The organism is Streptomyces sp. NPDC044002 (assembly GCF_056434525.1).
Window position 1 is genome coordinate 128046 of the sequence record NZ_JBWKEZ010000008.1, and the last position, 23138, is coordinate 151183.

The following is a 23138-nucleotide window of genomic DNA, read 5'->3' on the forward strand; positions in this document are numbered from 1 at the left end:
ATCTTCTCCCGCCACCTTTCGGCGCAGCGCGGCGCAGCGTAGAGCCTCTCAGATCCCACACCACCCGCGGGACGCCCGCTCTCCCCCCCCCCCCCCCCCCCCCCTCCCCCATGCGCTACGCGCCACGTGCTACGCGCTCTTGAACTCCTGCCGCTGCCGGCCGAGCTTCTCGATCTCCAGCTCCACCACGTCGCCGGCCCGCAGGTACGGCTTCGGCTCCGGCTGGCCCATGGCCACGCCGGCTGGGGTGCCGGTGACGATGACGTCACCCGGGTACAGGGTCATGAACTGGCTCAGGTACCGGACGACCTCGCCCACCGGGAAGATCTGGTCCGCGGTGTTGCCGTCCTGCTTGAGCTCGCCGTTGACCCACAGCTTGACGTCCAGGACCTGCGGGTCCGGGATCTCGTCGGCCGTGACCAGCCACGGGCCGAGCGGGGTGAAAGTCTCGCAGTTCTTGCCCTTGTCCCAGGTGCCGCCGCGCTCGATCTGGAACTCGCGCTCCGACACGTCGTTGACCAGCGTGTAGCCGCCGACGTGCGCGAGGCCCTCCTCGGCGGAGCCCAGGTAGCGGGCGGTGCTGCCGATGACGACGCCGAGCTCGGCCTCCCAGTCGGTCTTCACACTGCCGCGCGGAATGAGCACGGTGTCGTCGGGGCCGACCACGGTGTCCGCGGCCTTCAGGAACAGGATCGGCTCGGCCGGCGGCTCCGCGCCGATCTCGGCCGCGTGCCCGAAGTAGTTCAGCCCGATGCCCACGACCTTGCCGATCCGGCCGACCGCGGAGCCGATCCGCAGCCCTTCGGCGTCCAGCACCGGCAGCTCGCCGCCCTCCGCGGCCTCCCGCACCCGGGACAGCACGGACTCGTCGGACAGCAGGGCGCCGTCCACATCCGTGATCAGGCCGGACAGGTCCCGCAGGGTCCCGTCCTGGTCGAGCAGCGCGGGGCGCTCCGACCCGGCGGGTCCGACACGCAGCAGCTTCATTTGCATTCTCCCGTGGTCGTGGGTGGTCGACCCATGGGCATGCCGGTGGAACGGGCATGGCACGGGCCGGCCGATGGGTTGCGGCCATCGGAGGATTGGTCGATCCTCCAAGATGTCCGCCCAATCCGCAAGACCCCGTTCACAGACTGGAACGCGCGGCGCTGTCCTTGCGGTACTGGAGCCAGGCCCGCTCCCCGACCGACCAGGCGGTGGTGGTCAGCAGGTAGAGCCCGGCGGCCAGCGGGACCACGGCGGCCGTGACCAGCGTCCCGAACGACAGCAGGGGCAGCACGCCGCCCACCTTCCGCATCGCCTCCACCTGCTCGGCACTCAGCGCGGGCTGGCCACCCTTGCCCTTCCCCGCGACCGGCACGGCCACGGACACGGGCACGGGCGCGGCCGCGGCAGCCCGCCGCCCCCGCACCGCGCTCCAGGCGGCCACCACCGCGATGGCCGCGAACAGCCCGAGGAACACCAGCCCCTGCGCCCCGAACGGGCCGCCCTCCTCCAGCGCCCCCGTCCAGCGCGCACCGAGCGGCGCGGCGAACAGCCGGTGCCCGAGCAGCTCACCGCCCGAGGAGAAGGACTGGTACATCAGGTAGAACACCGGCAGCTGCAGCAGCATGGGCAGGCAGCCGGCCGCCGGCGTCGCCGCACGGAACGCGGCCCGGCCCAGCGGGTACAGGGCCAGCCGCACGAGAACGGTGAACAGCACGATCGCGGCAGCGGTCGCGGACTCGGCCAGCACCGGCTCCAGGAGCCGGCCCAGCTCGACGACAAGATCAGTGAAAACGGACACGCGGGCCCTCCGAGGGGTCTCGTCAAACGTCGAAAAAGGTGCATTTCGGCGTGACGACCCGCGAGGGGCGACAACAGCGATGGATCAGCAGAAGGCAGGAGGCACTGCGCGCCCCTACGCGGCCGTCAGGACCAGACGGCCGGGCGCCCTGGGCCGCGACCGGCCCGAGGCGTCGGGATCGCGCTGCGGCAGGAACGCCGTGCGCTGCTCGCGATCACGGATCGCGGTACGTATTCGGTGCGGAGGCACGGGCCGCACGAGGCACGCGGCCAGCACGGCGGCCCCGAACGCGACGGCGGCGGCCAGCACGACCACCCCGGCGGCCAGCCCCGCTTCCCCGGACACCAGCCCGAGGAACCCGCCGAGCAGCAACAGCGCGACGAGAAGGCGCACCACTCGCGAGGACGAGAGGACGAAAGAGCCGGCAGCGGACCGCGCACGAACAAGCCGCTCGAACACCATCCCCACCCCTCCTCGAACCCTCATCGACTGAACGAACTCACGACCGATACTAACGCTCGGCACTGACAACGGTCTTGAGGGTCCCCCACACCACCAGCCGGTACTTGGAGGTGTACTCGGGCGTACACGTGGTCAACGTGATGTAGGACCCGGCCGCCTCGTACCCGTACCCGGGCTTCACCCCACTCCGCGGCACCGCCCCGATCACCCCCACGTCCCCCGGGCTCGTCTCCGCCAGCACCTTCCCCACCACGTACACGTACCGCCGCCCCCGCACGTCGACGTACACCTCGTCCCCGTCCCGCAGCCGGTTCAGATACCGGAACGGCTCCCCGTGCGTGTTCCGGTGCCCGGCGAGCGCGAAGTTCCCCTCCGCCCCGGGCTGCGCGGTCCCCGGGTAGTGGCCGGCGTACCCCTTGTCCAGCACGGCCCGCTTGTCGACCCCCTCGGCGACGGGCACGGCGAGCCCGAGCCGCGGAATCCGCAACACCGCGTACGCCTCGTCCCGCGCGGGCGCCCTCACCGGCGCCTTGCCCGGAGCAGGCTGCCCGGCCGACGGCGACGCCACCCCTCCCCGCCCGGGAGCACGCGACGCCGGAGGACCACCGGAGCCCCCCTCGACGACGACCGGATCCCCACCCCCGGAAGGAGACTCAGACGCGCCCCCGACCCCGGCCCCAGCCCCCACCTCGGCCCCCACCTCAGCCCCGACCTCAGCCCCGCCCCCGGACCGCCCCCACCCCTCCTCCAACACCTGGACCTGCTCCTGCGCGGCGGCCGCGGCCTGCCGGTTCGTCCACCACACCTGGTGCACGACCAGCAGCGCCACCACCACACCCACCGTGGTGAGCACCTCGGCACCCACCCACAACAGCCGCGCGAAGCCCGCCCGCCCCACCGGCCGGCCGCCCCTCTGCACCACCACCCGCACGCGATCCCGCACGGCGGGCACCCTAAGACCTCCCCCCTCAACTGACCAGCAGCAGTACGGTGTGAACCATGCGCCCCGACACGCCTGCCGAGCACACCGCCGAAGCCGAGCGTCTGATCCGCACGGCGACCCGCTACCCCGAGGACCAGGAGCCCTTGCTCCTCCAGGCCGCCGCCCACCTCGAACTGGCCGACGCCCGGGAACGCGCGAGCGCCCTCTACGACCAGCTCCTCTCCAGCTCCCCCGCCAACCCCCACCTGATCAAGGCCCTCCAGGCCGCGAACCTGTGGGAGTACGGCCACGAGGCCGAGGCCCGCGCCCTGATCTCCGGCATCCGCGCCGCGGCCCCCACCGACCCGGCCCCCTGGGAAGTCATCGCGGAAGCGCTCGAATCCCACGACGAACTAGAGGCCTCCCACGAGTGCTTCACGGAGGCGGCCACCCTCCTCACCTCGGAGGACACCCCCCTCACCCACGCCACCACCGCACTCCTGACGGGCCGCCACCGCGTCCGCCGGCTCCTCGCCCTCCCCCACGACGACTGGGACATGGTGGCCGACACCCGCCACACCGGCCCGATCCCGCTGGACGAACTCCACGACCCGAAGCGCATCTGGGCCCTGGGCTCCAACGACCCGGCCGAACTCCGCGCCGAGATCGCCCGCCTGCGCGCCGAACTCGGCGACCGCCGCGCCGCCCTGTCCCGCCCCTTCCCGGTGGCGATCCTGCACTGGCCGGCCCGCGAACTGTCCGAGCTCCTCACCTCGTACCCCACCCTCTCGACGGAGTACCCCACCAGGGAAGCCCACCTCAAGTCCGTGGAATCCTCCCTCCGCGCCCTGTCGGCCTCGGGCACCACGAACCTCGGCATCGTGACGGGCAGCGTCCCCTCGTACGAGGCCTTCGCGGCCTCGGAGAAAACCTCCCCGGCCTCCCCGGCCCTCCTCCCGGAATACGCCACCACCCTGGCCGCCCGAGGCAAAGCCACCCCCTGGCCCCCCACCCCCACGGCCCCCTGCTGGTGCACCTCGGGCAAGCCGTACGCGGAGTGCCACGGTGAAGACGCGGGGGCTGCGCGCGCATGAGCAAGGGGCGTCTCGTCCTCCAGAAGCCGGGCGAGATCTGTACGAACTCCGACGCGGGCGAGCACGTGCTGTTCGCCCCCTCCGATGACCCGGAGGCCCAGGCCGTCCTGGACTGGCTGCGGCCCTTCAATGTCGGCGGCCTGTACACCGGAGCAATTGCCAACTCCATCGACTACGTACTGGACGGAGCACGGACCGGACGCTTCGACCTGCTGTCTCCTGATGTCCACCCGGGCGAGAGGGCTTCGGTAGGTGCGAAGCTCGAATACGAGGTGCTGCGGTCGTTCAGCCTGCCGAAGCAGGCTCCGCTCGACACATGCATCGCGTCGGTACCTGTAGACATCAAGGCGACCGTCGGGGCGAACTGGGCGATACCGTCAGAGGCTCACTGCCAGCTCTGCATCTGTACCCAGATACAGCTCGGGCGCAATCGGCACCGCTCGTGGCTGGTCCGGGCCCACCGCTCGTGGCTCTACCGCGGCAAGGGCAACAAGGACGGCAAACGAGGTCTCGCCGTAGATGCCCGGGAGCTGTGGAGCGTTCCGCTGTACGACTGGACGCCGCTGCCGGTCAACCCCCTGACGCGGCTCACGGCGGAGGAGGCCGCCCGTGTCCTGGCGAAGCGTCCTGGGCAGGAGCACCGTTTCGCCATGATGTTCCGCTACCTCGAAGGGCAGGTCATCCCGCGCAGCGTCATCGCGACGGTCGGCGCTGGCAGGCACGATCCGCTGCGCCGGGCCCGCAACATCAGGAAGCACCTAGCGCGGGACGGTCTTACGCTGCTGTGCGGGAAATGGCGTGAACAGCAAGATCTTGCGGCCGCACACAAGATCACGCTGGGACCGGAGGACTGGGTCGCACTGCGGCTGGAGGAAGGGCTGACCCGTGACGGCTGAGGACCAGTGGCAGCCCCCTGAGGGTTCCTGGGCCTCCTCGGCTGCCCGGCGGCGCAACATGCAGGCGATCCGCAGCCGGGACACCAAGCCGGAGTGGGTCATCAGGCGTCTCGTCCACGCACGGGGACTGCGCTACCGGGTCGCCGCCCGGCCGCTTCCCGGGCTCCGGCGGACGGCTGACCTTGTTTTCGGGCCGGCGAAGGTGGCGGTCTTCGTGGACGGCTGCTACTGGCACGGATGCCCCGAGCACTACGTGCCGCCCAAGACCAACCAGGGCTACTGGTCGGAGAAGGTCGCCCGGAACATCGCGAGGGATCGCGACACCGACCGCCAGCTCGAGGAGGCCGGCTGGCTCGTGCTGCGGTTCTGGGAGCACGAAGGATCGGAGGCCTGCGCGGCGGCGATCACCGCCGCCGTGCAGGAGCGCCGCCGCTAGTTCCCGGCCTGCGCGCCCTCCGGGCGCGGCCCGCGCAGTACCTTGGCGATGGCCTCGCCGACCACGCGGGCGACCGGCGGCGGGAAGGCGTTGCCGACCTGCCGGTACTGCGCGGTCTTGCCGGGGAGCCGCTTCTTGCCCTCGGAAAGGTCCCCCTCGAAGTCCCATTCCGGGGGGAAGCCCTGGATGATCGCGGCCTGGGTGACCGTGAGCATCGGACCGGCGCGGAAGAGGTCGCGGACCGCGCTTTCCTTCTTCTCGACGTCCTTCGGCGCGTTGGCCACGCCGAGAGCGTTCACGCCCAGCTTCGCCCAGGCCGCCTTGGCCCGGCTCGGCCCGAGGTCGGCGCCGCCGTGCTTCTTGGACCCGCCCACGAGGGTGGGGGCGATACCGGTGGCGTTCTTGCGCCACTCCTCCAGCGCCTGAACGGCCTTCTGGCCCAGCTCGCCGCCCTTCTCGATGAACGGCTGGTATCGCTCTTCCATCGTTTTACCGAGGGCTTGGCCCACCGTCGTGACCTTCGCATTCGGAACAGGCCACTGGAAATCGTCAACGCCCGGGATGTCCTCCCGGATGGCTACGAGGATCGCCCGCGGCCGCAGCTGCGGCACACCGAAATCGCTGGCTTCCAGCACCTCCCAGCCGCATACCTTGTACCCGGCACCGGGCAGCTCGCTGCGGACACCCGTCACGGGATCCACGGCAATTCCGCCCTGCAGACGCGCCTTGACCCAGTCCCGGTATTCGATGAACTTGTCGTCCTTGATGCCGCGGACATTCTCGATCATGACCGCCTTGGGCCGGAGCTCGTCCACGAGCTCCAGCATCCGCGGAAAAAGGTCACGTTCGTCGTCTTTCCCCAGTTGCTTTCCCGCATGCGAGAAAGGCGGGCAGGGAACGCCACCCGCGAGGAGGTCCAGTTCCCCCTCTTTCACGGAGTGTCCGAGGAATTTCACAGCCTTTTCCAGCTGCACCGTCGGCTTGAAGTCATTGACATCACCCTCGATGATGTCGCAGAAATCCCGCTCGAATTCCCAGCCGTCCCGGTGGGCGATGTTGCGCCGCAGGGTCGCCGCGGCGTACTCATCGATCTCGACGAGTGCGAGGTGCTTGAAACCAGCCTGGTGGAGGCCGATGGCCTGCCCCCCGGCGCCGGCACAAATCTCAATCGAGGTCAGCGCGTCGTCGCGGGCGCCCATCGAGTCCTCCTGGTGTAGCAGATGCAGACAGGCAAGTGTCGCATCTGCCACCGACACCAGGGGACACATCGGCCCGCAGCGGTGCGCCAGCTCCCGTCCGGCACACCCGGCCGCAGCCTCTCAGTGGACTCCCGCGACCCGTACGTGCTCCAGGAGGGCACGCATGTCGGCCTCGTCCATGCCTGCGGTCACCAGCTGCTCCTCCTGGAGATCGCCCAGCTGCCGCACCGAGGGATCGTCCAGGATGGCCCCCATGAACTCCAGTTTCTCCGCAAGACGCAGGGCCACCACCTCGTCGATCGTGCCCTCTGACGCGAGCACCGTGACCCGGGTCTCAGTATCCGGGGCCAGGCCCAGGCGGTGGATGCGGTCCAGGCTCTGAAGGAACCGGCCCGCCATGAAATCACGGTCCACGTAAACGGCGTCGTGACAGTGACGGTGCAGGCTGATGCCCTCACCCAGCGTGGCCGGGTTGGAGATCAGCACGAGGCAGTCCGGATCATTACGGAACCTGTCGATCTGCTCCTCCCGGTCCTGTGTGCCGCCGTGCACCACGGCGGGCTGGAACTCGCCCAGCAGCCGCTCAAGGCTCGTGATGTTGCGAACGAAGGTCGACCACACCAGGGTTTTACGGCCCGCTGCCGCATTACTGGAAACGATCTCCCGCAGTTCCCGGTACTTGGGCGGCATCTCATATTGAGGAAGCCGCTGCAGCAGAGCGTAGAGCGGCTCGTCCTGCGGAATATCAAGGGGCGGCACCTGGAAATTGAGGGCCTCGTGCCTGCTGCTTCCCTCCACCAGCAGGGCAGGGCTGGTGGCGGCCATGAGCAGCCGGAGCATCGCCTTGCCCAGAGCGTCGAAGTCTTCCCTCGACAGCTCGGCGCGCGCGGTGAACCGCCCGACGAGTGCGTCGTAGATCTCCCTGTGCAGCCCCTCCAGCGGCACCGTCCGGAGAACCGGCTGGAAGGGAGGCAGTCCCAGTTCCTTCTTCGTCGTGCGGGTGAACAGCGGACGGAGTACCGAACTCGCGTGCGCCAGGTCGCCGCCCGCCACCGCTTGTGTCACCACCCGGCGGCCGTGGCCAGGCCAGACGAACGACAGCAGGTTCTCCAGGTCGCGGGCTCCGTTGGGAGCCGGCGTGCCGGTGAGGATCAGACGGCGCCGGCTCAGCGGGCCTAGCGCCATACAGGCGCTCCCGTAGATCCCCTCGGCCCCCAGCTTCATCCGGTGCGCCTCATCGAGGATCACCATCGACGGGGCAGCGCGCAGCCACCCGGCCAGTCCTGTCAGCGAGCGGTCCAGGCGCTCGTAATTGACCACCAGGATCTCGGCGTGCGGATCCGGCGTCCTGCCCATGACGGTGATCACCGGCGGGTTCCCGAAACACTCCAGGGTCTCGGAGATCCAGGACTCATAGGCCGACTTGGGGCTCACCACGAGCAGCCTCCGGGCCGTCCCCCGCTCCCGCATAGCCGCGTAGACCGCCAACCCGACCCTCGTCTTTCCGGCACCGGGGACACTGAAGTTCGCTCCGTGCCTCATGGCGAGCAGTCTGGCGATGTCCCTCTGCTGGAAGCCCGTGAGGTCAGCGCGCCAGTCATCACCGAGGAGACTGGGAACCGCGTCGACGTCTGCTGAACCGGCGCTTCCGGTGCCGTCCTCCTGCGGTGCCTCCTCCAAGCAGGCAGCCGCCTGGTCCGCGTCGTCGAAGACATCGCTGACGAGCGCGAGCAGGTCCGCGTCCCACTCGACGGAATCGGGAGCAGGCCAGTCCGACAGCACGTGCAGACCCGCGAGGAAGTCGTCGAGCGGGACCTCCAGCAGGTGAGGACCGCGCTGTCCGCCGACCGGGAAGCCCGTGGCCACGTGCGTCAGGTCAGCGCCGAACGGCTCGGCAGCACGGAGCACGGCCTTCGTCCGGGAGACGTCGAAGGCCAGGTGCAGTGACGGCCCGCTCACTCCTCCTCCTTGCGCTGCACCGCCTGGAGCAGCCACACCACACCGTCGCCGGGTTCCTCGATGCGCGACGCCTCACGGGCGAGCTTCATCAGGCTCGCCCTGAGTGCCAGGATCGCCTCGTCGAGCGTCTCCTCGTCGAGGTTGCGCGAAGCCCGGGCAAGGGTCATGTCCGTGACGCACTGTTCGATGTCCTGGACGGCGTCGTTGAGGCGGTCCGGGGCAGCCTGCTTGCGCTTGCGGACACGTGCGTCCTTGCCCGCCGGCACGAGCGCTTCCTCCACCGCCTCCCTAGCCTGCCGCCACAGCTCGGCGGCCTCGTCGGATTCCTGCTGGTTCACCGCCCCGGGGGCTCGCTCCACCGCCTTCGCCTGAAGCAGCGTGTTCGTGAAGGCCTTCGCAGCCGCCACGTGCGGATTGTCAGCCGGCAGAGACCGGTTGAGACCCGGAATGACGCGGGCGGCTGCAGGCTGTGCGGGAGCCTGCTTGAGCTGCTCCGGAAGGTGCCGCTGGAGGTACCGGCTGCGGAAGTCCACATCCGCGAGACGCACGTCCGTCTTCGAGAACTCCAGCACGATCAGCGCGAGCCGGTTCTCCTTCAGCAGGTCAGCCTGCCCCGGGTTCTGCCGGGCCGCCTTGGTGAAGGCGCGGTGGAGCTCGCGCAGCTTCTCCTGCTGGTCCTCGAAGTCCAGCAGCTTGAGCTGTGCCGACCCCGTCCTGGACCGCGTGACGAGGTCGTTGAGCGTGGACAGCACCCAGCGGTCCTGCTCGGCGGTCTCCGTCCGGATCCGGAAGTCCTTGGCGATATCGGCGAGCGGCCGGCCTGCCGCGGCCTGCTCCTCGATGGTCAGCAGCCGGTTGATGTACGAGTACGGCCGACGGGTGTCATGACGCAGCTGCAGCGACAGCTCGACCGCGTTGATGTCGGACCAGGTGCAGGACTCCGGAAGCACTCCGACCCGGACGCTCGGCACCCCGAGTTCGCGCAGCGCGGCAACCCGGGTGTTGCCGTTGACGAGGATGCCGTCACGCGTGACGAGACCGGGCTCGTTCTGGCGGTACTCCTTCAGGCTCGCCTTGAGATCCTCGAAATCCCCGTCCCGCTTGGCCGGGTTCGAGGGGAGCGCCTGGAGCAGGTACCGCAGGTAGTCCTGGCTCTCCGGCGTCCACGGGTTCTCGGTGAGCAGACGGTCACGCTCCAGGTCGAAGCTGCGCTGGGCCCGGATCCGGTGCGTGGAGGGGTTGAAGTACAGCTGGTCGACCGGCAGATCGATGACCTGGACCACCAGCGGCTTCGTCCGCCACTCAACCGTCAGTGTTTCCTGGAGGCCGTCGCCCGCGCTGACTTCCTTGAGCCGCTTCTCGACCAGTTCCTCGTTTTCAGCGGCACGGGGCGGCCGGCCGAAGTCCATGCTCACGGTGCATTCTCCTCTGACTGCATGTCCATGGATGCGTAGTTGGGCAGGAGGCGGGTGGGGGCCGCTGCGCCATGCAGCCCCCACCCGTATGCCTATTGTCAGACCGGCGGCAGCGACAGGGCCGCGCGGATCTTGTTCCTGGCCTCGGCCGGCAGCGTACGGAAGTCCGCCCACAGGCGCTCCACCTCGGCGAACTCCCGGGCGTCAGCGGCAACCCACTCCGTCAGGGTCTTACGGTCCAGCCCTCCGAGCCGGCCCACCCGGGCCAGGACAGCCTCCGCGTCAGCCGTCAGCCCCTTCCCTCCCACACGGCAACGGTTGCACTCGGCGACCTGCTCCACCTCGGTGCCGCCGCCCGGCTGGACGACCTTCCGCCGGGCGATGTCGAGCTGGGCGGACAGGAAGGTGTCCGCGTAGGTCTCCCCCGGGGTGATCCCGCACGAGCGGCAGTGGTGCCCGTCACGGGCCAGGATCTCGCGGCGCCGCGTATCGGTGATCGACGAGGCCGGCCGGGATCCCTTGCCCGGCTCCCACACCGGCTCGCCCTGGGAAACGAAGCGCTGCTCGTGCTGGTTCAGCCCCAAGTCCTCACGGTTGGTGTCGATCCTCCACCCGAAGTCACGCAGGTCGCGGACCCTGCGGTCAGCCTGGCTCACACCCGGGAATGCCTGCTTCACGTCTTCCTTCGTGAAGACGTTCCCCTCCCCCACCACCGTGACCAGCCACAGCGCCGCACGCTTCATCGTGCCGAACTTCTCATCCGTCCAGGACGGAAGACTCATGCCCATCTCCTTAATTCTGGTCAGGGTTGAACTGTCCGGCTGTCCCCTAGGGCAGCTGGAGGCCCCCCACCGGCACCTCAGCGAACGACGTAACTGTTGCTCAGCAGCCCGACGGAAAACCAGTGCTGCCGGAATATCGAGGTCAGATGAAAACTCAAGACGGTTCACCAAAGGTCCTTCTGCCGGAAGACTTCTGCGAGATACCGGGGTCTGGGAGGAATGGAGTAGGGATGCCGCGGCGTGCTGGGAAATGGAAGGAACTGCCTGCGGGCCTGTCGGCTGCGCACCGGGAGCTGGTTCAGATGCTGCGCAGGCTGCGCGACTGCAGCCACAGCACCCAGGCTGAGATCGCCAGGTCGGGGTTCCTCGTGCCGAGCAGTCTTTCCAACCACCTCAACGGGGGCAGGATCCCCGAAGAGCCCCAGGTCAAAGCCTTCTTCAACGCGATCCAGAAGGACCTCCAGAGCTCCGGCGCAGACCCCGCGGACCTGCCTTGCTCCCTTGATGAACTGCTGGAACTGAGACAGCAGGCACGTATCCAGCACTGCGCGTGTGTCCCCCACGACGAGGAATCAAGGACTCCCAGGACTGCTGACGATCCGCCGGCTTTGCCGGTCTCCCGCCCGATGGCACATCTCCCAGACCGCCAAACCCGCCGTTTGAGGCGCCAGGCCCTGCAGAGGAGGACGGTTTCGCGTCACGTCCTGCGGAGGGCATCGGCCAGGCCGCAGGTGCCGGTCCCCCTCCCAGAAGGGGACCGGCCGCGTACCGGACACCCCAGCGCCGCCGAGTGGAGCGAGCTGGAAACGCTCTTGGCCTTCCTCACCGACGGCCGTCACCGCGACGCGGGACTGCTGCTGTGGCGTGCCGGGCGGACCCTCTCGCCGGCAGAACTCCTGGAAGCGGTGGGTTCCTGCCGGGCCGCCGGGCAGACAGATGCCGCCGAAGCGGTGCTGACCAGTGCGACCGAACGCGCCGACAAGCAAGCCGTCTTGAACATCGTGGCCGCGTTCCAGCACGCCGGGCGGACCGAGGACGTGGCATTCCTGCTGGCCGCCGCCCTGGCTAGCTGAACGGAAGCGGGAGTTGCTGGTGGCCCCTGGCCGTTGCCGTGGGTGGGGTGGGGCGGGCTGCGGCCAGGGTCAGGAGGGTGCGTAGGGCCCCGATGACCTCGTTCGGGGTGTCGCGGATCACCGACGGGGTTGCGCTGGCCACCAGGATGCCGTGGGACTCCAGGCGGAGGCGGCGGCGGAGGGTGGCCTGCCAGGCGTCCCGGGTGTAGTGGTACTCGGCGGAGTCGACTTCCAGGGCCACGCCCTCGTCGGGCCAGTAGGCGTCCGGGCTGGCCAGGAAGGTGCCGTCCGGGGTGTAGAGGCGGGCGTTCCACAGCGGGGGCGGGAGGTCGGTACCGGTGAGGGCGTCGCGGGCCCGGGCCTCGGCCGGCGAGCGGATCCCGGCCAGGAGTTCCCCGGCGGCGGCGCGGATGGCCGGGCGGGCCAGGAGGCGGGCGCTGCGGAGTTCGGCGTGGAGGTCGTGCGGGTGGCACCAGCCCGACTGGACGACCTGGGCCAGGACCGAGCGGATCCGGTCGGAGCTCATGCAGCGGGCGGCGAAGTCGGCGGCCGCGCGGACCGGGCGGGTGCTGGGGACGCCCGCGGCGGTGATGGTGCGCGGCCAGCGGGAGGTGGTCAGGGGCCGGACCTCCGGGGTGCCGGCGAGGCGGCGCGGAGCGCGGATCAGTACGTCGGCCGGGGCGGGCGGGGTGTCGCGGACGCCGAGGAGGGAGAGGGCGGCGGCGCCGGTGAGGGCGGCGGTCTCGCCGGAGAGCGGGTCCGCGGCCGGCTCGGCGGCGTACAGGACTGCGGCCAGGGCCCGTTGGCGTTGGTCGGGCGGGCCCGTCTGGAGGAGGTAGACGCGGGGCAGCAGGCGTTGCCAGGGCCCGCCGGGGCGGGTGCGGGAGGTGACGGTCCTGCCGGGGACCCCGGCGGTGGCGGTGAGCTGGTGGCGGGTGGCGAGGCCGAGCTGGCGGCGGGCCACTTTGGCGGTTCCGGGCGTGATCATGCCGCGGGTATGCCCGCTGCGCACCCGGTCTAGCGGGGGCGGCCCGGGTGGTTCGGGGACAGGAAGACGACGACGCCCGTCCGGGTGCCGGGGAGCGCGGGCACCTCGTGCCAGCCCAGGCGGCGGTACGTGGCCACCGTGTCCGTGGCGAGCCGCGAGGTCAGCAGCCAGGCCCGTCGCTGCGGGGCGTCCGCGGTGATCTCCGCGAGCAGGGCCCGGCCGGTGCCGTGGCCGCGCGCGTAGGCCCGTACGGCGAGCTCGTCGATCTCCAGCGCCCCGACGAGCAGCTCCCGTACCCGGTCGGCACCGAGCTGGGCGGCGACCTGCGGGTACGCGCGGTGCTGCGGGAAGGGGTCCTGCGTCAGCCAGCCGGTGGCGAACCCGTCGACGCCGGTCGCGGACTGCGCGAAGGCCATACGGAACCCCGGGCGCCGGACGTCCGTCTGGAGGCGGGTGGAGAACTGGCGAATGGTTTCTTCGCACTCGTTCCAGGGCGCGGCGGAGAAGACCTCGGCGTAGGCGTCGACCAGTTCGTGCTCGAGGTCCAGGACGGTGCGTCCGTAGGAGATCACTGTGTCGACTCCTGGGGTGATTGGGTGGATTCCTGCTGGAAGACCGAATTTACGCCCAGGAGGTTCCCGCGTCCGGTGATGCGCAGAAGCGGCGAGTGTGCGACAAATCGCCTCCGCGTCGTCCGTGTCGCGGATGGGGGTGGGGCGTTGAGCAACCCGTGAACACGGACAGACTGCTGCGGGCGGCGGGGCGATACGCGCTCGCCTTCCTCCTCGTCCTCGGGGTCGTCGCACTGCTGCCGCGCGCGGTACGGGAGGCACTGCCGGACGCCGTGGTGGGCGGGGCGGTGCTGGTGCTCGGAGCGGTGGGGGTCAGGCGGGCGTCGAGGCGCCCGCGTTAGGTTTGACGGGTGGGTGCGGTGCCGGCCGCGTGCAGGGCATCTTTGTCTTCAATCTTTATCTTCATATTCATTGGAAGACACGACGTGTGAGGGAGTTCGAGATGGCTCGGGTACCGAGTTCCGCGGTGGCGGCGGCAGGGCTGGTCGGCGGTTACGCCGTGGCCCGCTGGACGAAGAAGCGGCCGCTGGGCGGTGTCGTACTCGGCGCCGCCGGGCTCGTGGCCGGGCGCGAGTGGCACAAGCGCGGCGGGGTGCCGGCGGCGGCCGGGCTGGGGGCGCTGTACCTCGCCGGCTTCGCCGGGGCGCATCCACTGGCGAAGAAGGTCGGGGCGTGGCCGGCGGTCGTCGGCGCCGCCGGTGTCGTCGCCGCGACCGCCTGGGCCGTGGCGGACCGCTCCGCCTGACCGGTCCCTCTGGGGGTTCGCCGAGTCACCCTGGGGGTGTCCTGTCCCCTCGGGGGTGCCCCCTCCCCTCGGGCCGGCGTCCCGTACCCCGGGCGGGGGCCGTTCCCCTGGCCCGGGGGCCGGTGTCCCGCCCTCGGGCCGGGGCCGCTCCCCTTGCCCGGGTTGCGGGTGGGGCCGCTGCGCGGAGCTGTCCCCTACCCGCCCTTCCACCGTTCCCCGGGCTCCGCCCGGACCCGCGCCTCAAACGCCGGCGAGGCTGAAAACCCAGGCACTGCCCGGCCCCGCCCCAACAAGCGCCGACGGGCTGAAGGCCCCTGGGGCTCCGCCCCAGACCCTGCGCTTCAAACGCCGGCGCAGCTCCGAATTGCCGAACGGGGCTGAGGGCGGCCGCAAGGCCAGGATGTGCCGGCGGGCCGGAGCACGGCGGCACCGGCGGGTGGGCCGCCGGACGCCGAGCGGGAAGAAGCGCGTAACGATCTGACGCGCCCACCGACTTCCCCCGCTGCTCTGTTCGTCCTCAGGCGCAGGTGTCAGCCCTAGACGAGCCGAGGACGCCGAAACGGGCGGGAGCGCGTAGCGATCTGCTGCGCCTGGGGCTGGCTCCCCAGGAGCACTGTTCGTCGTTTAGTGCAGGTATCAGCCCCAGGCGGTCGCCGGACGCCGGCACACGAGAAGCGCGTAGCGATCTGTCGCGCCTGGGCTCCCGCCGGGGGCTCTGGGCAGCCTCTCGTGCGGGTGGTCGGGCCTGTGACCCGGGATCACGACTACCGAGGGCCCGGATGCCCGGCCGGGCAAGGCCCGGTCCCTCGCCTCATCCCTGAGAGAGCCGCCCCTTCCCTCTGGACCGTCCCGTTCCTTTGGGGCTTCCCGGCAGTCTTTCGGCTTTCCGGGGCGGGCTGGTCTGTCAAGGGTGGAGCGAAGCGACATCGCGTAGCGACGCGACGAAGGAGCGCCCTTGACAGGCCGGCACGACACGGAAGGACGATGGGACTGACGGGAAACCCCAAACCGGCCGTGAGGCCGCCCAGGGGGATACCGCTCCCCGCCCCACCGGACCGCAGACGGGGAGGCGGGTGGGCAACCGCCGCCCGGCCCCTGTCCCTCGAGGGGGAGATAGCGGGCCCGCATGACACGCACCCCACCGCAGCCCCGCACCACGAGGCGACGCACCCCGAACCGCGCATTCCCCTAAGCCCCATCCCCCATCCCGCTCCCCGCACCCCGCTCCCCTCCGAGCCGGGCCCCCTACCCCCCCAGCACCCGCGACACCGTGTAGATCAGCAGGCCCGCCAGCGCGCCCACCACCGTGCCGTTGATGCGGATGAACTGGAGGTCGCGGCCGATGTGGGCCTCGATCTTGCGGGACGTGTGCTCGGCGTCCCAGGCCGCCACCGTGTCCGTGATCAGCGACGTGATCTCCCTGCGGTACGTGGTGACCACGTACACCACCGCGCCCTCGATCCAGCCCTCCACCTTCCCCTGCAGGCGGCCGTCCGTGGCGAGCCGGGAGCCCAGGGACATCAGCGAGGACCGGACCCGCAGCCGCAGCTCGCTCCGCTCGTCCTCCGCCGCGGAGATGATCATCGTGCGGATCGCGGACCACGCCGAGGCGATCACGTCCTGGATCTCGTCCCGCGCGAGGACCTCGGACTTCAGCCGCTCCACCCGCGCCCGCGTCTCCGTGTCCGACTGGAGGTCCGCCGCGAAGTCGCGCAGGAAGCGGTCCACCGCCCCGCGCGCCGGGTGGCCCGGCATGTCGCGCATCTCCGTGACGAAGCGCAGCAGTTCCTTGTACACCCGGTCGCCGATCTTGCGGTCGACGAAGCGCGGGGTCCAGCCCGGGGCTCCGCCCTGGACGGCGTCCATGACCGAGTCCCCGTGGGTGACCAGCCAGTCGTGGGCCTTGGCGCACACGAGGTCGACGGCGCGGTGGTGGCCGCCGTCGGCGACGACCCGCTCCAGGGTCTTGCCGATGCCCGGGGCGATCTCGGCCGCCTCCGCCCGCCGCGTGATGGCCTCGCCCACCACGGCCTGTACGTCGGAGTCCCGCAGCACGGTCAGGGCGCCGCGCAGCGCGGTGGCCAGCTCCGCCGTGACCCGGTCGGCGTGCGCGGGCTCGGCCAGCCAGGCGCCGAGCCGGCCGCCGATGCCGAGGGAGTGCAGCCGTGCGCGCACGACGTCCGCCGACAGGAAGTTCTCGCCGACGAACTCCCCCAGGGAGATTCCCAGCTGGTCCTTCTTGGTGGGGATGATCGCGGTGTGCGGGATGGGCAGGCCAAGCGGCCGCCGGAAGAGGGCCGTCACGGCGAACCAGTCGGCGAGCGCGCCCACCATGCCCGCCTCGGCCGCGGCGGCCACGTACCCGGCCCAGGCGCCGGCGCCCCAGGCGTTCTGGGCGCACTTGGCCAGTACGTAGACGACCGCGACCAGGACCAGCAGCCCCGTCGCGGTCGCCTTCATCCGGCGGACTCCGCGCTGCCGCTCCTCGTCCGCCGCGTTGAAGACGAACCCGCCCCGTGGCGGGGCCGACGGGCCGCCCCTCGTGCGCTCACCCGTGCTGCTGTTCACGTGCCGCTCCTGCCCTTCCCCCGATGGCCGGTTTTGTCTGCATAGCATCCGACTCCCGGGAGGTCCGGGGAGTTCCCGGCACGCCGCCGGCAGCCCTAGAGCTCCTTGCGGGGCGCACCTCCGCCGAGCCCGTTCTGCCCCTTCTGTCCCTTCGGCCCCTTGGGCTGCTTGACCTTGACCGCGACCCCGCCCCAGAAGGCGAGGCCGTTCACGACGACGCGCGGGGCGCCGGGCTCCGGCCGGTTGTCCTGGGACTTGCCCTGGTCGAAGGCGCCCATGATGCCGATGCCGCGTACGTCGACCTCGACGCCCGGGGGCACGGTGATCTCGATGCCGCCCATGACGGCGACGCAGGTGATGACGACCTCGCGCTCCGCGAAGTCCGCCTCCCGCAGGTCGAGCTCACCGCCGCCCCAGATCGCCACGGCGTTGAACCGTGCGGGCACCGTCCAGCGGCCCTTGCGCTGGAAGCCCGACATGACGGCGACGGCCGTGGCGGAGGTCCCCGTACCGCCGATCCGGTCCGGCCATGCCGACGAGGGGGCCGGAGAGGAGGCGACAGGGGACGGGGAGGACCCGGCCGCCGCCGGCAGGTCGCGGGTCAGCGGTTCGAGTTCCGCGTACGTACGGGACTTGTACGCCGCCTCCAGCCGCTCCTCGAACTCCTCCATGTCGAGCCGGCCCTCGGCGACGGCGTCCCGCAGCCGGTCCACCACGCGCTCGCGGTCGGCGTCCGACGCCCTCAGCGCGGGCGGCTCGGCCGCCGCCGCCTTCTCCAAGGAGGCCTTCTCCATGGAGGCCTTCTCCAAGGAGGCCTTCTCCAAAGAGGGCTTCTCCAGCGAGGTCTTCTCCGGCAACGGCTTCTCCGGCCGCTCGTCACTCATATGGCCCACCCTATGCAGACACCCGCCACCCCACCCCGGGGCGAACCCTGATTTCCCCCTTACCTCAACCCCCCACCCTCACGCCCCCACCCCTCACCCCCTCCCCGCGTACATCCGCGCGATCACGTCCTCGATGTCCGGATCCCGCACCGACAGGTCCAGCAGCGGATACCTGGCCGCCACCGCCGCCACCAGCGGCGCCGCCGACTCCCCCGCCGGGAACGCCAGCCACTGCCGGGGCCCCTCCACCTTCACGACCCGGGCCCCCGCCACCTCCACCGGCGGGAGCGCCCGCTCCAGGTCGACCACCAGCGTCCGCTCGCTGCCCTCCCCCAGGGCGTGCAGTCCGCCGAGCGCCCCGTCGTACATGAGCCGGCCGTGGTCGATCACCATGACCCGCTCGCACAACTGCTCGATGTCCTGGAGGTCGTGGGTGGTGAGGAGCACCGTGGTCCCGCGTTCCTCGTTCAACTGCCGCAGGAAGCCCCGCACCTTCGCCTTGCTGACGACGTCCAGCCCGATCGTCGGCTCGTCCAGGTACAGCACCTCCGGATCGTGCAGCAGCGCCGCCGCGATGTCCCCGCGCATCCGCTGCCCGAGCGACAGCTGCCGTACCGGTACGTCGAGCAGCTCGGCCAGGTCCAGCCGTTCGACGCACCTCTCCAGGTTCTCCGCGTACCGCGCCGCCGGGATCCGGTACATCCGGCGCATCAGCCCGCACGAGTCCTTCAGCGGCAGGTCCCACCACAGCGTCGTGCGCTGCCCGAACACCACCCCGATCCGGTGCGCGAGCCGCATGCGCTCCCGCGCGGGGTCGATGCCCGCGACGCGCAGCCGGCCGCCGCTCGGGGTGAGGATGCCGGTCAGCATCTTGATGGTGGTGGACTTCCCGGCCCCGTTGGGCCCGATGTAGCCGACCACCTCCCCGCGCGCGACCGCGAAGCTGATCCCGTCCACGGCTCTGACCTGCCGTTTCTCCCGGCGCATCAGCCCCACCCGGCGCCGCACGTCGAAGACCTTCTCCACCCGGTCCAAAGAAATCAGCTCATCGGACACGACCCGTTCCCCTAACTCCCCGTACTCCGGTACGAACGCACACCCGCCCGCCACGCCAGCGACGCGGGCAGGAACACCGCGAAGGCCACCAGCGGGCTCAGGAACGCCACCCACCCCGGCAGACCCAGCGGATCGGGCCGGCCCAGCACGTACAGCGCGGGCAGCCAGTTGACGAAGGCCAGCGGGACCACGAAGGTCGCCCCGCGCAGCAGCTCCTTCGCGAACACCGTCGGCGGGTACTGGAGCATGGTGCAGCCCCCGTACGTGAAGGAGTTCTGCACCTCCGCCGCGTCCCCGGCGACGAACTGGAAGGCCGCGCCGGCCACCAGCACCCCGCCGAAGATCCCCGCCCCGGCCACCACCATGACGGGCACCAGCAGCACCTTCGCCGGGGTCCAGTGCACGTCCAGCACCGAGACGGCCCAGCCGAGCAGTCCCAGCCCCTGCGCGATCCGCCCCAGCCGGCGCAGCGCGAAGCGGTCCGCGGCGACCTGGGCGAGCAGCGGGACGGGGCGTACGAGCATGGTGTCGAGGGAGCCGTCGCGGATCCGGGTGCCCACCCGCTCGGTGTTGCCGAGGAGCAGGTCGGCCAGGCCCAGGGAGGCCGAGCAGGCCCCGTACAGCAGCGCGATCTCGGGCAGGGTGAAGCCGCCCAGCGCGTCCACGTGGGAGAACATGACGGCGATCGCGACGAAGTCGAGGGCGGTGATCGCCGCGTTCCCGAAGGTGGCCAGCAGGAACGACATCCGGTACGTCATCGTCGAGCGGATCCACATCCCGGCGATCAGCCCGTACCCGCGCAGCCCCTCCCGGAGCCGGCCTCCGGGCGGCGCCCCCGCCTCGTGCGCCCGCCCGCCCCCGGGCGTCCGCGTACGGCGGTCCACCGTCGCCTCAGCCACCCTGGACCACCACCTTCCGCGTCGCCGCCGACTGGACCAGCCGCCCCGCGCCCAGGAGGGCCAGCGCCCACGCGGCCTGGAACCCGAGCGCCCGTACGGCTCCCCCGGCCCCGGCGTGGGTGCCGAGCAGCACGTCCAGCGGGACCTGGAGCATCGCGGCCCACGGCAGCAGCCGCACCAGCTCGCCGAAGCCGCCCGGGAAGACGGTCAGCGGCAGCAGCATCCCGGAGCAGAAGATGGTCACGACGGTGGCCATCATGTTGACGCCCGCTCCGTCCAGGAGCCAGAACGCCGCCAGCCCGAGCAGGTACCGCACCCCGAACCCGACGACCAGCCCGAGGCAGACCGACACCAGGAACAGCAGCCAGCGCAGCGGGTCGGACGGCAGCGCGAGGGTGAAGGCGCAGGCCCCGGCCGCCAGGGGCAGCACGCCGCGCCCCAGCAGCTGGAAGCCGGCCCGGCCGAGGTCCGCCGCGAGCCACCACGCCTGGAGGTCGGCCGGGCGGTACAGGTCGACGGCGATGTCACCCGTACGGATGCGTTCCTGGAGCTCCTCCTGGAAGCCGCCGCCGATGAGCGAGCCGGCGGCCAGCAGGGACTGGCTGACCCAGACGAAGGTGAGGGCCTGGGCCTGGTCGTAGCCGCCGAGTCGGGGGCGCTCGTCCCACAGGGCGACGTACGTGTACGCGACGATGAAGCCGAAGACGGTGTTGGTGAACACCCCCGCGGCCGTCGCCGTCCCGTAGGTGGCGTACCGCCGGAATCCGCCGGCCGCGACGGCCAAGTACAGGCGCACCGCATCCCTCCGTTTCTCACACCGTTCCCGCTTCGTTCCCACGTCGGCCAAAGCGCGCGAGCTTAGTGCGGAGGGGCGAGCCACGCGACCGTTTTACGCCAGTCCATCTGGACACCATGAGGTAAAAATGTGGATATTTCCCACGGTCACGAGGAGCCCCGGAGATGAGCGACCAGTCACCACCCCCCGGCTGGCCCCCTCGCGACCCCGACACCCCGGGCCGCACCCCGGACGACGCCCCGAGGCCGCGCCCCGCCTCCGGCACCGGCACCGGCACCGGCACCCGCCCCGGACCCAAACCCCGGCGCACCGGCTGGCGCCGCCTCCTGCCCACCTGGCGCATGGTCCTCGGCGCCCTGCTGCTGGGCGCCCTGCTGATCGGCGGCGCGCTCGTCGCCGGCTACCTGCTGGTCGACATCCCGCCGGCCAACGCCGCCGCCACCGCCCAGTCCAACGTGTACCTCTACGCCGACGGCTCCCAGCTCGCCCGCGACGGCGAGGTCAACCGCGTCAACGTCCCGCTGTCGCAGGTCCCCCGGGGCGTCCAGGAGGCCGTACTGGCCGCCGAGGACCGCGACTTCTACTCCGAACGGGCGGTGGACCCCAAGGCGATGGTCCGCGCCGCCTGGAACACGGCGACCGGCAAGGGCACCCAGTCCGGTTCGACCATCACCCAGCAGTACGTCAAGAACTACTACCTGGGCCAGGAACAGACCATCAAACGGAAGGTCAAGGAGTTCTTCATCGCGATCAAGCTCGGCCGCGAGAAGTCGAAGGACTACATCCTGGAGGGGTACCTGAACACCAGTTACTTCGGCCGCAACGCCTACGGCATCCAGGCCGCCTCCCAGGCCTACTACGGCAAGGACGTCAACAAGCTGACCACCGCCGAGGGCGCCTACCTCGCCACCCTCCTCAACTCCCCCAGCGCCTTCGACGTCGTCTCCCACCCCCAGAGCCGCGACCGCGCCGTCGCCCGCTGGAACTACGTCCTCGACGGCATGGTCAAGAAGAAGTGGATGACGCCCGAGGAGCGCGCCGCCGTCCAGTTCCCCGAACCCGGCAAGGTCCGCGCGGCCGCCGGCCTCTCCGGGCAGCGCGGCTACCTCGTCGAGGCCGTCAAGGACTACATCGCCGAACACAAGATCCTCGACGACAAGACCCTCGCCGAGGGCGGCTACCGGATCACCACCACCATCGACAAACGCCGCCAGACCGCCTTCGTCGACGCCGTCCAGAAGCAGCTGATGGACAAGCTCGACCCCGAGGCCCGCCCCGCGGACCGCGTGGTCCGGGCCGGCGGGGCCTCCATCGACCCGGCCACCGGCAAGATCGTCGCCCTCTACGGCGGCATCGACTACACCAAGCAGTACGTGAACAACGCGACCCGGCACGACTACCAGGTCGCCTCCACCTTCAAGCCGTTCGTCTTCGCCTCCGCCGTCCAGAACGACTCCCGCACCCAGGACGGCCGCCGGATCACCCCGAACACCATCTACAACGGCGACAACAAGCGCCGCGTCATCGGCACCCGCGTCCCCTACGCCCCCGAGAACGAGGGCCAGCAGTCGTACGGCGACATCACCGTCAACACCGCCACCGACCTCTCCGTCAACACGGTCTTCGCCCAGATGGTCGTCGACGTCGGCACCGAGAAGGTCAAGCGGACCGCAATCGACCTCGGCATCCCCGAGAACACCCCCAACTTCGTCGTCGGCCCGGCCATGGCCCTCGGCACCATGCAGGCCAGCGTCGTGGACATGACCCAGGCCTACGCCACCCTCGCCGACCACGGCCGGTACACCCCGTACACCTTCCTGGAGAAGATCTCCAAGGACGGCGACGACGTCCACCTCCCCGACCGCACCCCCCGCCAGGCCGTCCCCCGCGAGGCCGCCGACACCACCACGTCCATGCTGGTCAGCGTCGTCGACAACGGCACCGGTACGGAGGCCCTGGCCGCCGGCCGCCCGGCCGCCGGCAAGACGGGCACCGCCGAGCTGGACCGCGCCGCCTGGTTCGCCGCGTACACCCCGGACCTGGTCACGGTGGTCTCGGTGATGGGCCAGGACCCGGACACCGGCACCCTCCAGTCCCTGTACGGGGCGCTCGGCGAGGCCCGCATCGGGGGCGGCGGCTACCCCGCCCGGATCTGGGCGGCCTACACGAAGACGGCCCTGGAGGCCACGGACCCGGAGGACTTCGACCTGGAGCTCCAGCCCGGCGCGGCCCAGCTCCCGCCGCCCCCGCCGGTCCAGCCCACCACCCCGCAGCAGCCCGACGGCAGCCGCCCGCCGTGGGAGCGCCCCGACCGGCCGACCCCGCCGGGACCGCCCACCCCGCCGACCCCGCCGAACGGCGGCCAGACCAACGGGGGCCAGACCACGGGCGGTGAAACGAACGGCGGCCAGACCACCGGGGGCCAGACGAACGGAGGCCAGACCACCGGCGGTGAGACGACGGGCGGCCAGACGAACGGAGGCCAGACCACCGGGGGCGAGACGACGGGCGGCCAGACCACCGGCGGCGAGACCACCGGCGGCCAGACGAACGGAGGCACCACCCAGGGCCGCCGCCGCCCGCCGTCCCACTTCCTGGAGTGAGCC

At 71.1% G+C, this 23138-nt stretch carries 21 protein-coding genes and 1 pseudogene; 7 read left to right on the forward strand and 15 right to left on the reverse strand.

All coding sequences use genetic code 11. The features are described from left to right. Positions 1–129 precede the first annotated feature (129 nt). From AC07A6_RS08880 to AC07A6_RS08895, 4 genes are all read right to left on the reverse strand, one after another. Positions 130–987 (reverse strand): fumarylacetoacetate hydrolase family protein, encoded by an 858-nt coding sequence (locus AC07A6_RS08880; RefSeq protein ID WP_478776593.1) that lies wholly within the window; start codon positions 985–987, stop codon positions 130–132. Between the two features lie 139 nt (positions 988–1126). Then, on the reverse strand, positions 1127–1786 hold the full coding sequence (locus AC07A6_RS08885; RefSeq protein WP_478776594.1) for a YidC/Oxa1 family membrane protein insertase: 660 nt from the start codon (positions 1784–1786) through the stop codon (positions 1127–1129). 114 nt (positions 1787–1900) lie between these two features. Then, positions 1901–2248: a DUF6412 domain-containing protein gene (locus AC07A6_RS08890; protein WP_478776595.1), complete on the reverse strand. Its 348-nt coding sequence runs from the start codon at positions 2246–2248 to the stop codon at positions 1901–1903. Positions 2249–2297: 49 nt separating this feature from the next. Further along, positions 2298–3191: a class E sortase gene (locus AC07A6_RS08895; protein WP_478776596.1), complete on the reverse strand. Its 894-nt coding sequence runs from the start codon at positions 3189–3191 to the stop codon at positions 2298–2300. Positions 3192–3247: 56 nt separating this feature from the next. Between AC07A6_RS08895 and AC07A6_RS08900 the strand changes: the two genes are divergently transcribed. The 3 genes from AC07A6_RS08900 to AC07A6_RS08910 are packed head-to-tail and all read left to right on the forward strand — an operon-like array spanning position 3248 to position 5596. Continuing rightward, the gene (locus AC07A6_RS08900; RefSeq protein ID WP_478776597.1) at positions 3248–4264 is read left to right on the forward strand and encodes an SEC-C domain-containing protein; all 1017 of its coding nucleotides are present in this window, start codon (positions 3248–3250) and stop codon (positions 4262–4264) included. Beyond that, positions 4261–5160, forward strand: a complete 900-nt coding sequence (locus tag AC07A6_RS08905; RefSeq protein WP_478776598.1) for a NaeI family type II restriction endonuclease — start codon at positions 4261–4263, stop codon at positions 5158–5160. The genes AC07A6_RS08900 and AC07A6_RS08905 overlap by 4 nt, the downstream gene beginning before the upstream one ends. Then, positions 5150–5596, forward strand: coding sequence for a very short patch repair endonuclease (locus AC07A6_RS08910; RefSeq protein ID WP_478776599.1), 447 nt, complete (start codon positions 5150–5152; stop codon positions 5594–5596). The genes AC07A6_RS08905 and AC07A6_RS08910 overlap by 11 nt, the downstream gene beginning before the upstream one ends. On the opposite strand, the gene AC07A6_RS08915 is transcribed toward AC07A6_RS08910, so the two are convergent. From AC07A6_RS08915 to AC07A6_RS08930, 4 genes are all read right to left on the reverse strand, one after another. Beyond that, a complete protein-coding gene (locus AC07A6_RS08915) occupies positions 5593–6795 on the reverse strand; it encodes a DNA cytosine methyltransferase (RefSeq protein ID WP_478776600.1) in 1203 nt (400 codons plus the stop codon). The genes AC07A6_RS08910 and AC07A6_RS08915 overlap by 4 nt on opposite strands. A gap of 120 nt (positions 6796–6915) precedes the next feature. Beyond that, positions 6916–8754: a DEAD/DEAH box helicase gene (locus tag AC07A6_RS08920; protein ID WP_478776601.1), complete on the reverse strand. Its 1839-nt coding sequence runs from the start codon at positions 8752–8754 to the stop codon at positions 6916–6918. Further along, complete coding sequence (locus tag AC07A6_RS08925) at positions 8751–10169, reverse strand: ParB N-terminal domain-containing protein (RefSeq protein ID WP_478776602.1); 1419 nt, start codon at positions 10167–10169, stop codon at positions 8751–8753. Before AC07A6_RS08925 ends, AC07A6_RS08920 begins: the two co-directional genes overlap by 4 nt. Before the next feature lie 98 nt (positions 10170–10267). Then, positions 10268–10951, reverse strand: a complete 684-nt coding sequence (locus AC07A6_RS08930; RefSeq protein WP_478776603.1) for a hypothetical protein — start codon at positions 10949–10951, stop codon at positions 10268–10270. Between the two features lie 302 nt (positions 10952–11253). Between AC07A6_RS08930 and AC07A6_RS08935 the strand changes: the two genes are divergently transcribed. Continuing rightward, entirely contained in the window at positions 11254–12024 is a 771-nt protein-coding gene (locus AC07A6_RS08935) for a hypothetical protein (protein WP_478776604.1), read from the forward strand. Here the strand turns inward: AC07A6_RS08935 and AC07A6_RS08940 are convergent. Beyond that, the gene (locus AC07A6_RS08940; RefSeq protein WP_478776605.1) at positions 12017–13012 is read right to left on the reverse strand and encodes a hypothetical protein; all 996 of its coding nucleotides are present in this window, start codon (positions 13010–13012) and stop codon (positions 12017–12019) included. The two genes, AC07A6_RS08935 and AC07A6_RS08940, sit on opposite strands and share 8 nt — an antisense overlap. Before the next feature lie 29 nt (positions 13013–13041). Then, positions 13042–13584, reverse strand: coding sequence for a GNAT family N-acetyltransferase (locus tag AC07A6_RS08945; RefSeq protein WP_478776606.1), 543 nt, complete (start codon positions 13582–13584; stop codon positions 13042–13044). Between the two features lie 158 nt (positions 13585–13742). Here AC07A6_RS08945 and AC07A6_RS08950 point away from each other — a divergent pair, with 158 nt between their 5' ends. Further along, positions 13743–13925 carry a hypothetical protein gene (locus AC07A6_RS08950; RefSeq protein ID WP_478776607.1) on the forward strand — a complete coding sequence of 61 codons (183 nt, stop codon included), beginning with the start codon at positions 13743–13745 and terminating at the stop codon, positions 13923–13925. A gap of 101 nt (positions 13926–14026) precedes the next feature. Beyond that, the gene (locus tag AC07A6_RS08955; protein WP_042800947.1) at positions 14027–14329 is read left to right on the forward strand and encodes a hypothetical protein; all 303 of its coding nucleotides are present in this window, start codon (positions 14027–14029) and stop codon (positions 14327–14329) included. 1245 nt (positions 14330–15574) lie between these two features. Here the strand turns inward: AC07A6_RS08955 and AC07A6_RS08960 are convergent. The 5 genes and pseudogenes from AC07A6_RS08960 to AC07A6_RS08980 all read right to left on the reverse strand — a co-directional run bounded on the left by AC07A6_RS08960 (position 15575) and on the right by AC07A6_RS08980 (position 20532). Next, entirely contained in the window at positions 15575–16789 is a 1215-nt protein-coding gene (locus AC07A6_RS08960; RefSeq protein WP_362470407.1) for a DUF445 domain-containing protein, read from the reverse strand. A 206-nt stretch (positions 16790–16995) separates the two neighbouring features. Next, a pseudogene (locus tag AC07A6_RS08965) lies at positions 16996–17691 on the reverse strand (DUF1707 SHOCT-like domain-containing protein); the annotation flags it as partial. A gap of 183 nt (positions 17692–17874) precedes the next feature. Then, complete coding sequence (locus tag AC07A6_RS08970; RefSeq protein ID WP_478776608.1) at positions 17875–18837, reverse strand: ABC transporter ATP-binding protein; 963 nt, start codon at positions 18835–18837, stop codon at positions 17875–17877. A gap of 11 nt (positions 18838–18848) precedes the next feature. Next, the gene (locus tag AC07A6_RS08975) at positions 18849–19736 is read right to left on the reverse strand and encodes an ABC transporter permease (protein WP_478776609.1); all 888 of its coding nucleotides are present in this window, start codon (positions 19734–19736) and stop codon (positions 18849–18851) included. Then, positions 19729–20532: an ABC transporter permease gene (locus AC07A6_RS08980; protein ID WP_478776610.1), complete on the reverse strand. Its 804-nt coding sequence runs from the start codon at positions 20530–20532 to the stop codon at positions 19729–19731. Before AC07A6_RS08980 ends, AC07A6_RS08975 begins: the two co-directional genes overlap by 8 nt. Before the next feature lie 164 nt (positions 20533–20696). On the opposite strand from AC07A6_RS08980, the gene AC07A6_RS08985 reads away from it, so the two are divergent. Then, on the forward strand, positions 20697–23135 hold the full coding sequence (locus tag AC07A6_RS08985; protein ID WP_478776611.1) for a transglycosylase domain-containing protein: 2439 nt from the start codon (positions 20697–20699) through the stop codon (positions 23133–23135). Positions 23136–23138 lie beyond the last annotated feature (3 nt).

Bases quoted from the DNA above. Each gene is read 5' to 3' on its own strand.
- AC07A6_RS08880 (WP_478776593.1), bottom strand. From the start codon at position 987: ATGAAGCTGCTGCGTGTCGGACCCGCCGGGTCGGAGCGCCCCGCGCTG.
- AC07A6_RS08890 (WP_478776595.1), bottom strand. From the start codon at position 2,248: ATGGTGTTCGAGCGGCTTGTTCGTGCGCGGTCCGCTGCCGGCTCTTTC.
- AC07A6_RS08900 (WP_478776597.1), top strand. From the start codon at position 3,248: ATGCGCCCCGACACGCCTGCCGAGCACACCGCCGAAGCCGAGCGTCTG.
- AC07A6_RS08905 (WP_478776598.1), top strand. From the start codon at position 4,261: ATGAGCAAGGGGCGTCTCGTCCTCCAGAAGCCGGGCGAGATCTGTACG.
- AC07A6_RS08915 (WP_478776600.1), bottom strand. From the start codon at position 6,795: ATGGGCGCCCGCGACGACGCGCTGACCTCGATTGAGATTTGTGCCGGC.
- AC07A6_RS08930 (WP_478776603.1), bottom strand. From the start codon at position 10,951: ATGAGTCTTCCGTCCTGGACGGATGAGAAGTTCGGCACGATGAAGCGT.
- AC07A6_RS08935 (WP_478776604.1), top strand. From the start codon at position 11,254: ATGCTGCGCAGGCTGCGCGACTGCAGCCACAGCACCCAGGCTGAGATC.
- AC07A6_RS08940 (WP_478776605.1), bottom strand. From the start codon at position 13,012: ATGATCACGCCCGGAACCGCCAAAGTGGCCCGCCGCCAGCTCGGCCTC.
- AC07A6_RS08955 (WP_042800947.1), top strand. From the start codon at position 14,027: ATGGCTCGGGTACCGAGTTCCGCGGTGGCGGCGGCAGGGCTGGTCGGC.
- AC07A6_RS08960 (WP_362470407.1), bottom strand. From the start codon at position 16,789: ATGAAGGCGACCGCGACGGGGCTGCTGGTCCTGGTCGCGGTCGTCTAC.
- AC07A6_RS08985 (WP_478776611.1), top strand. From the start codon at position 20,697: ATGAGCGACCAGTCACCACCCCCCGGCTGGCCCCCTCGCGACCCCGAC.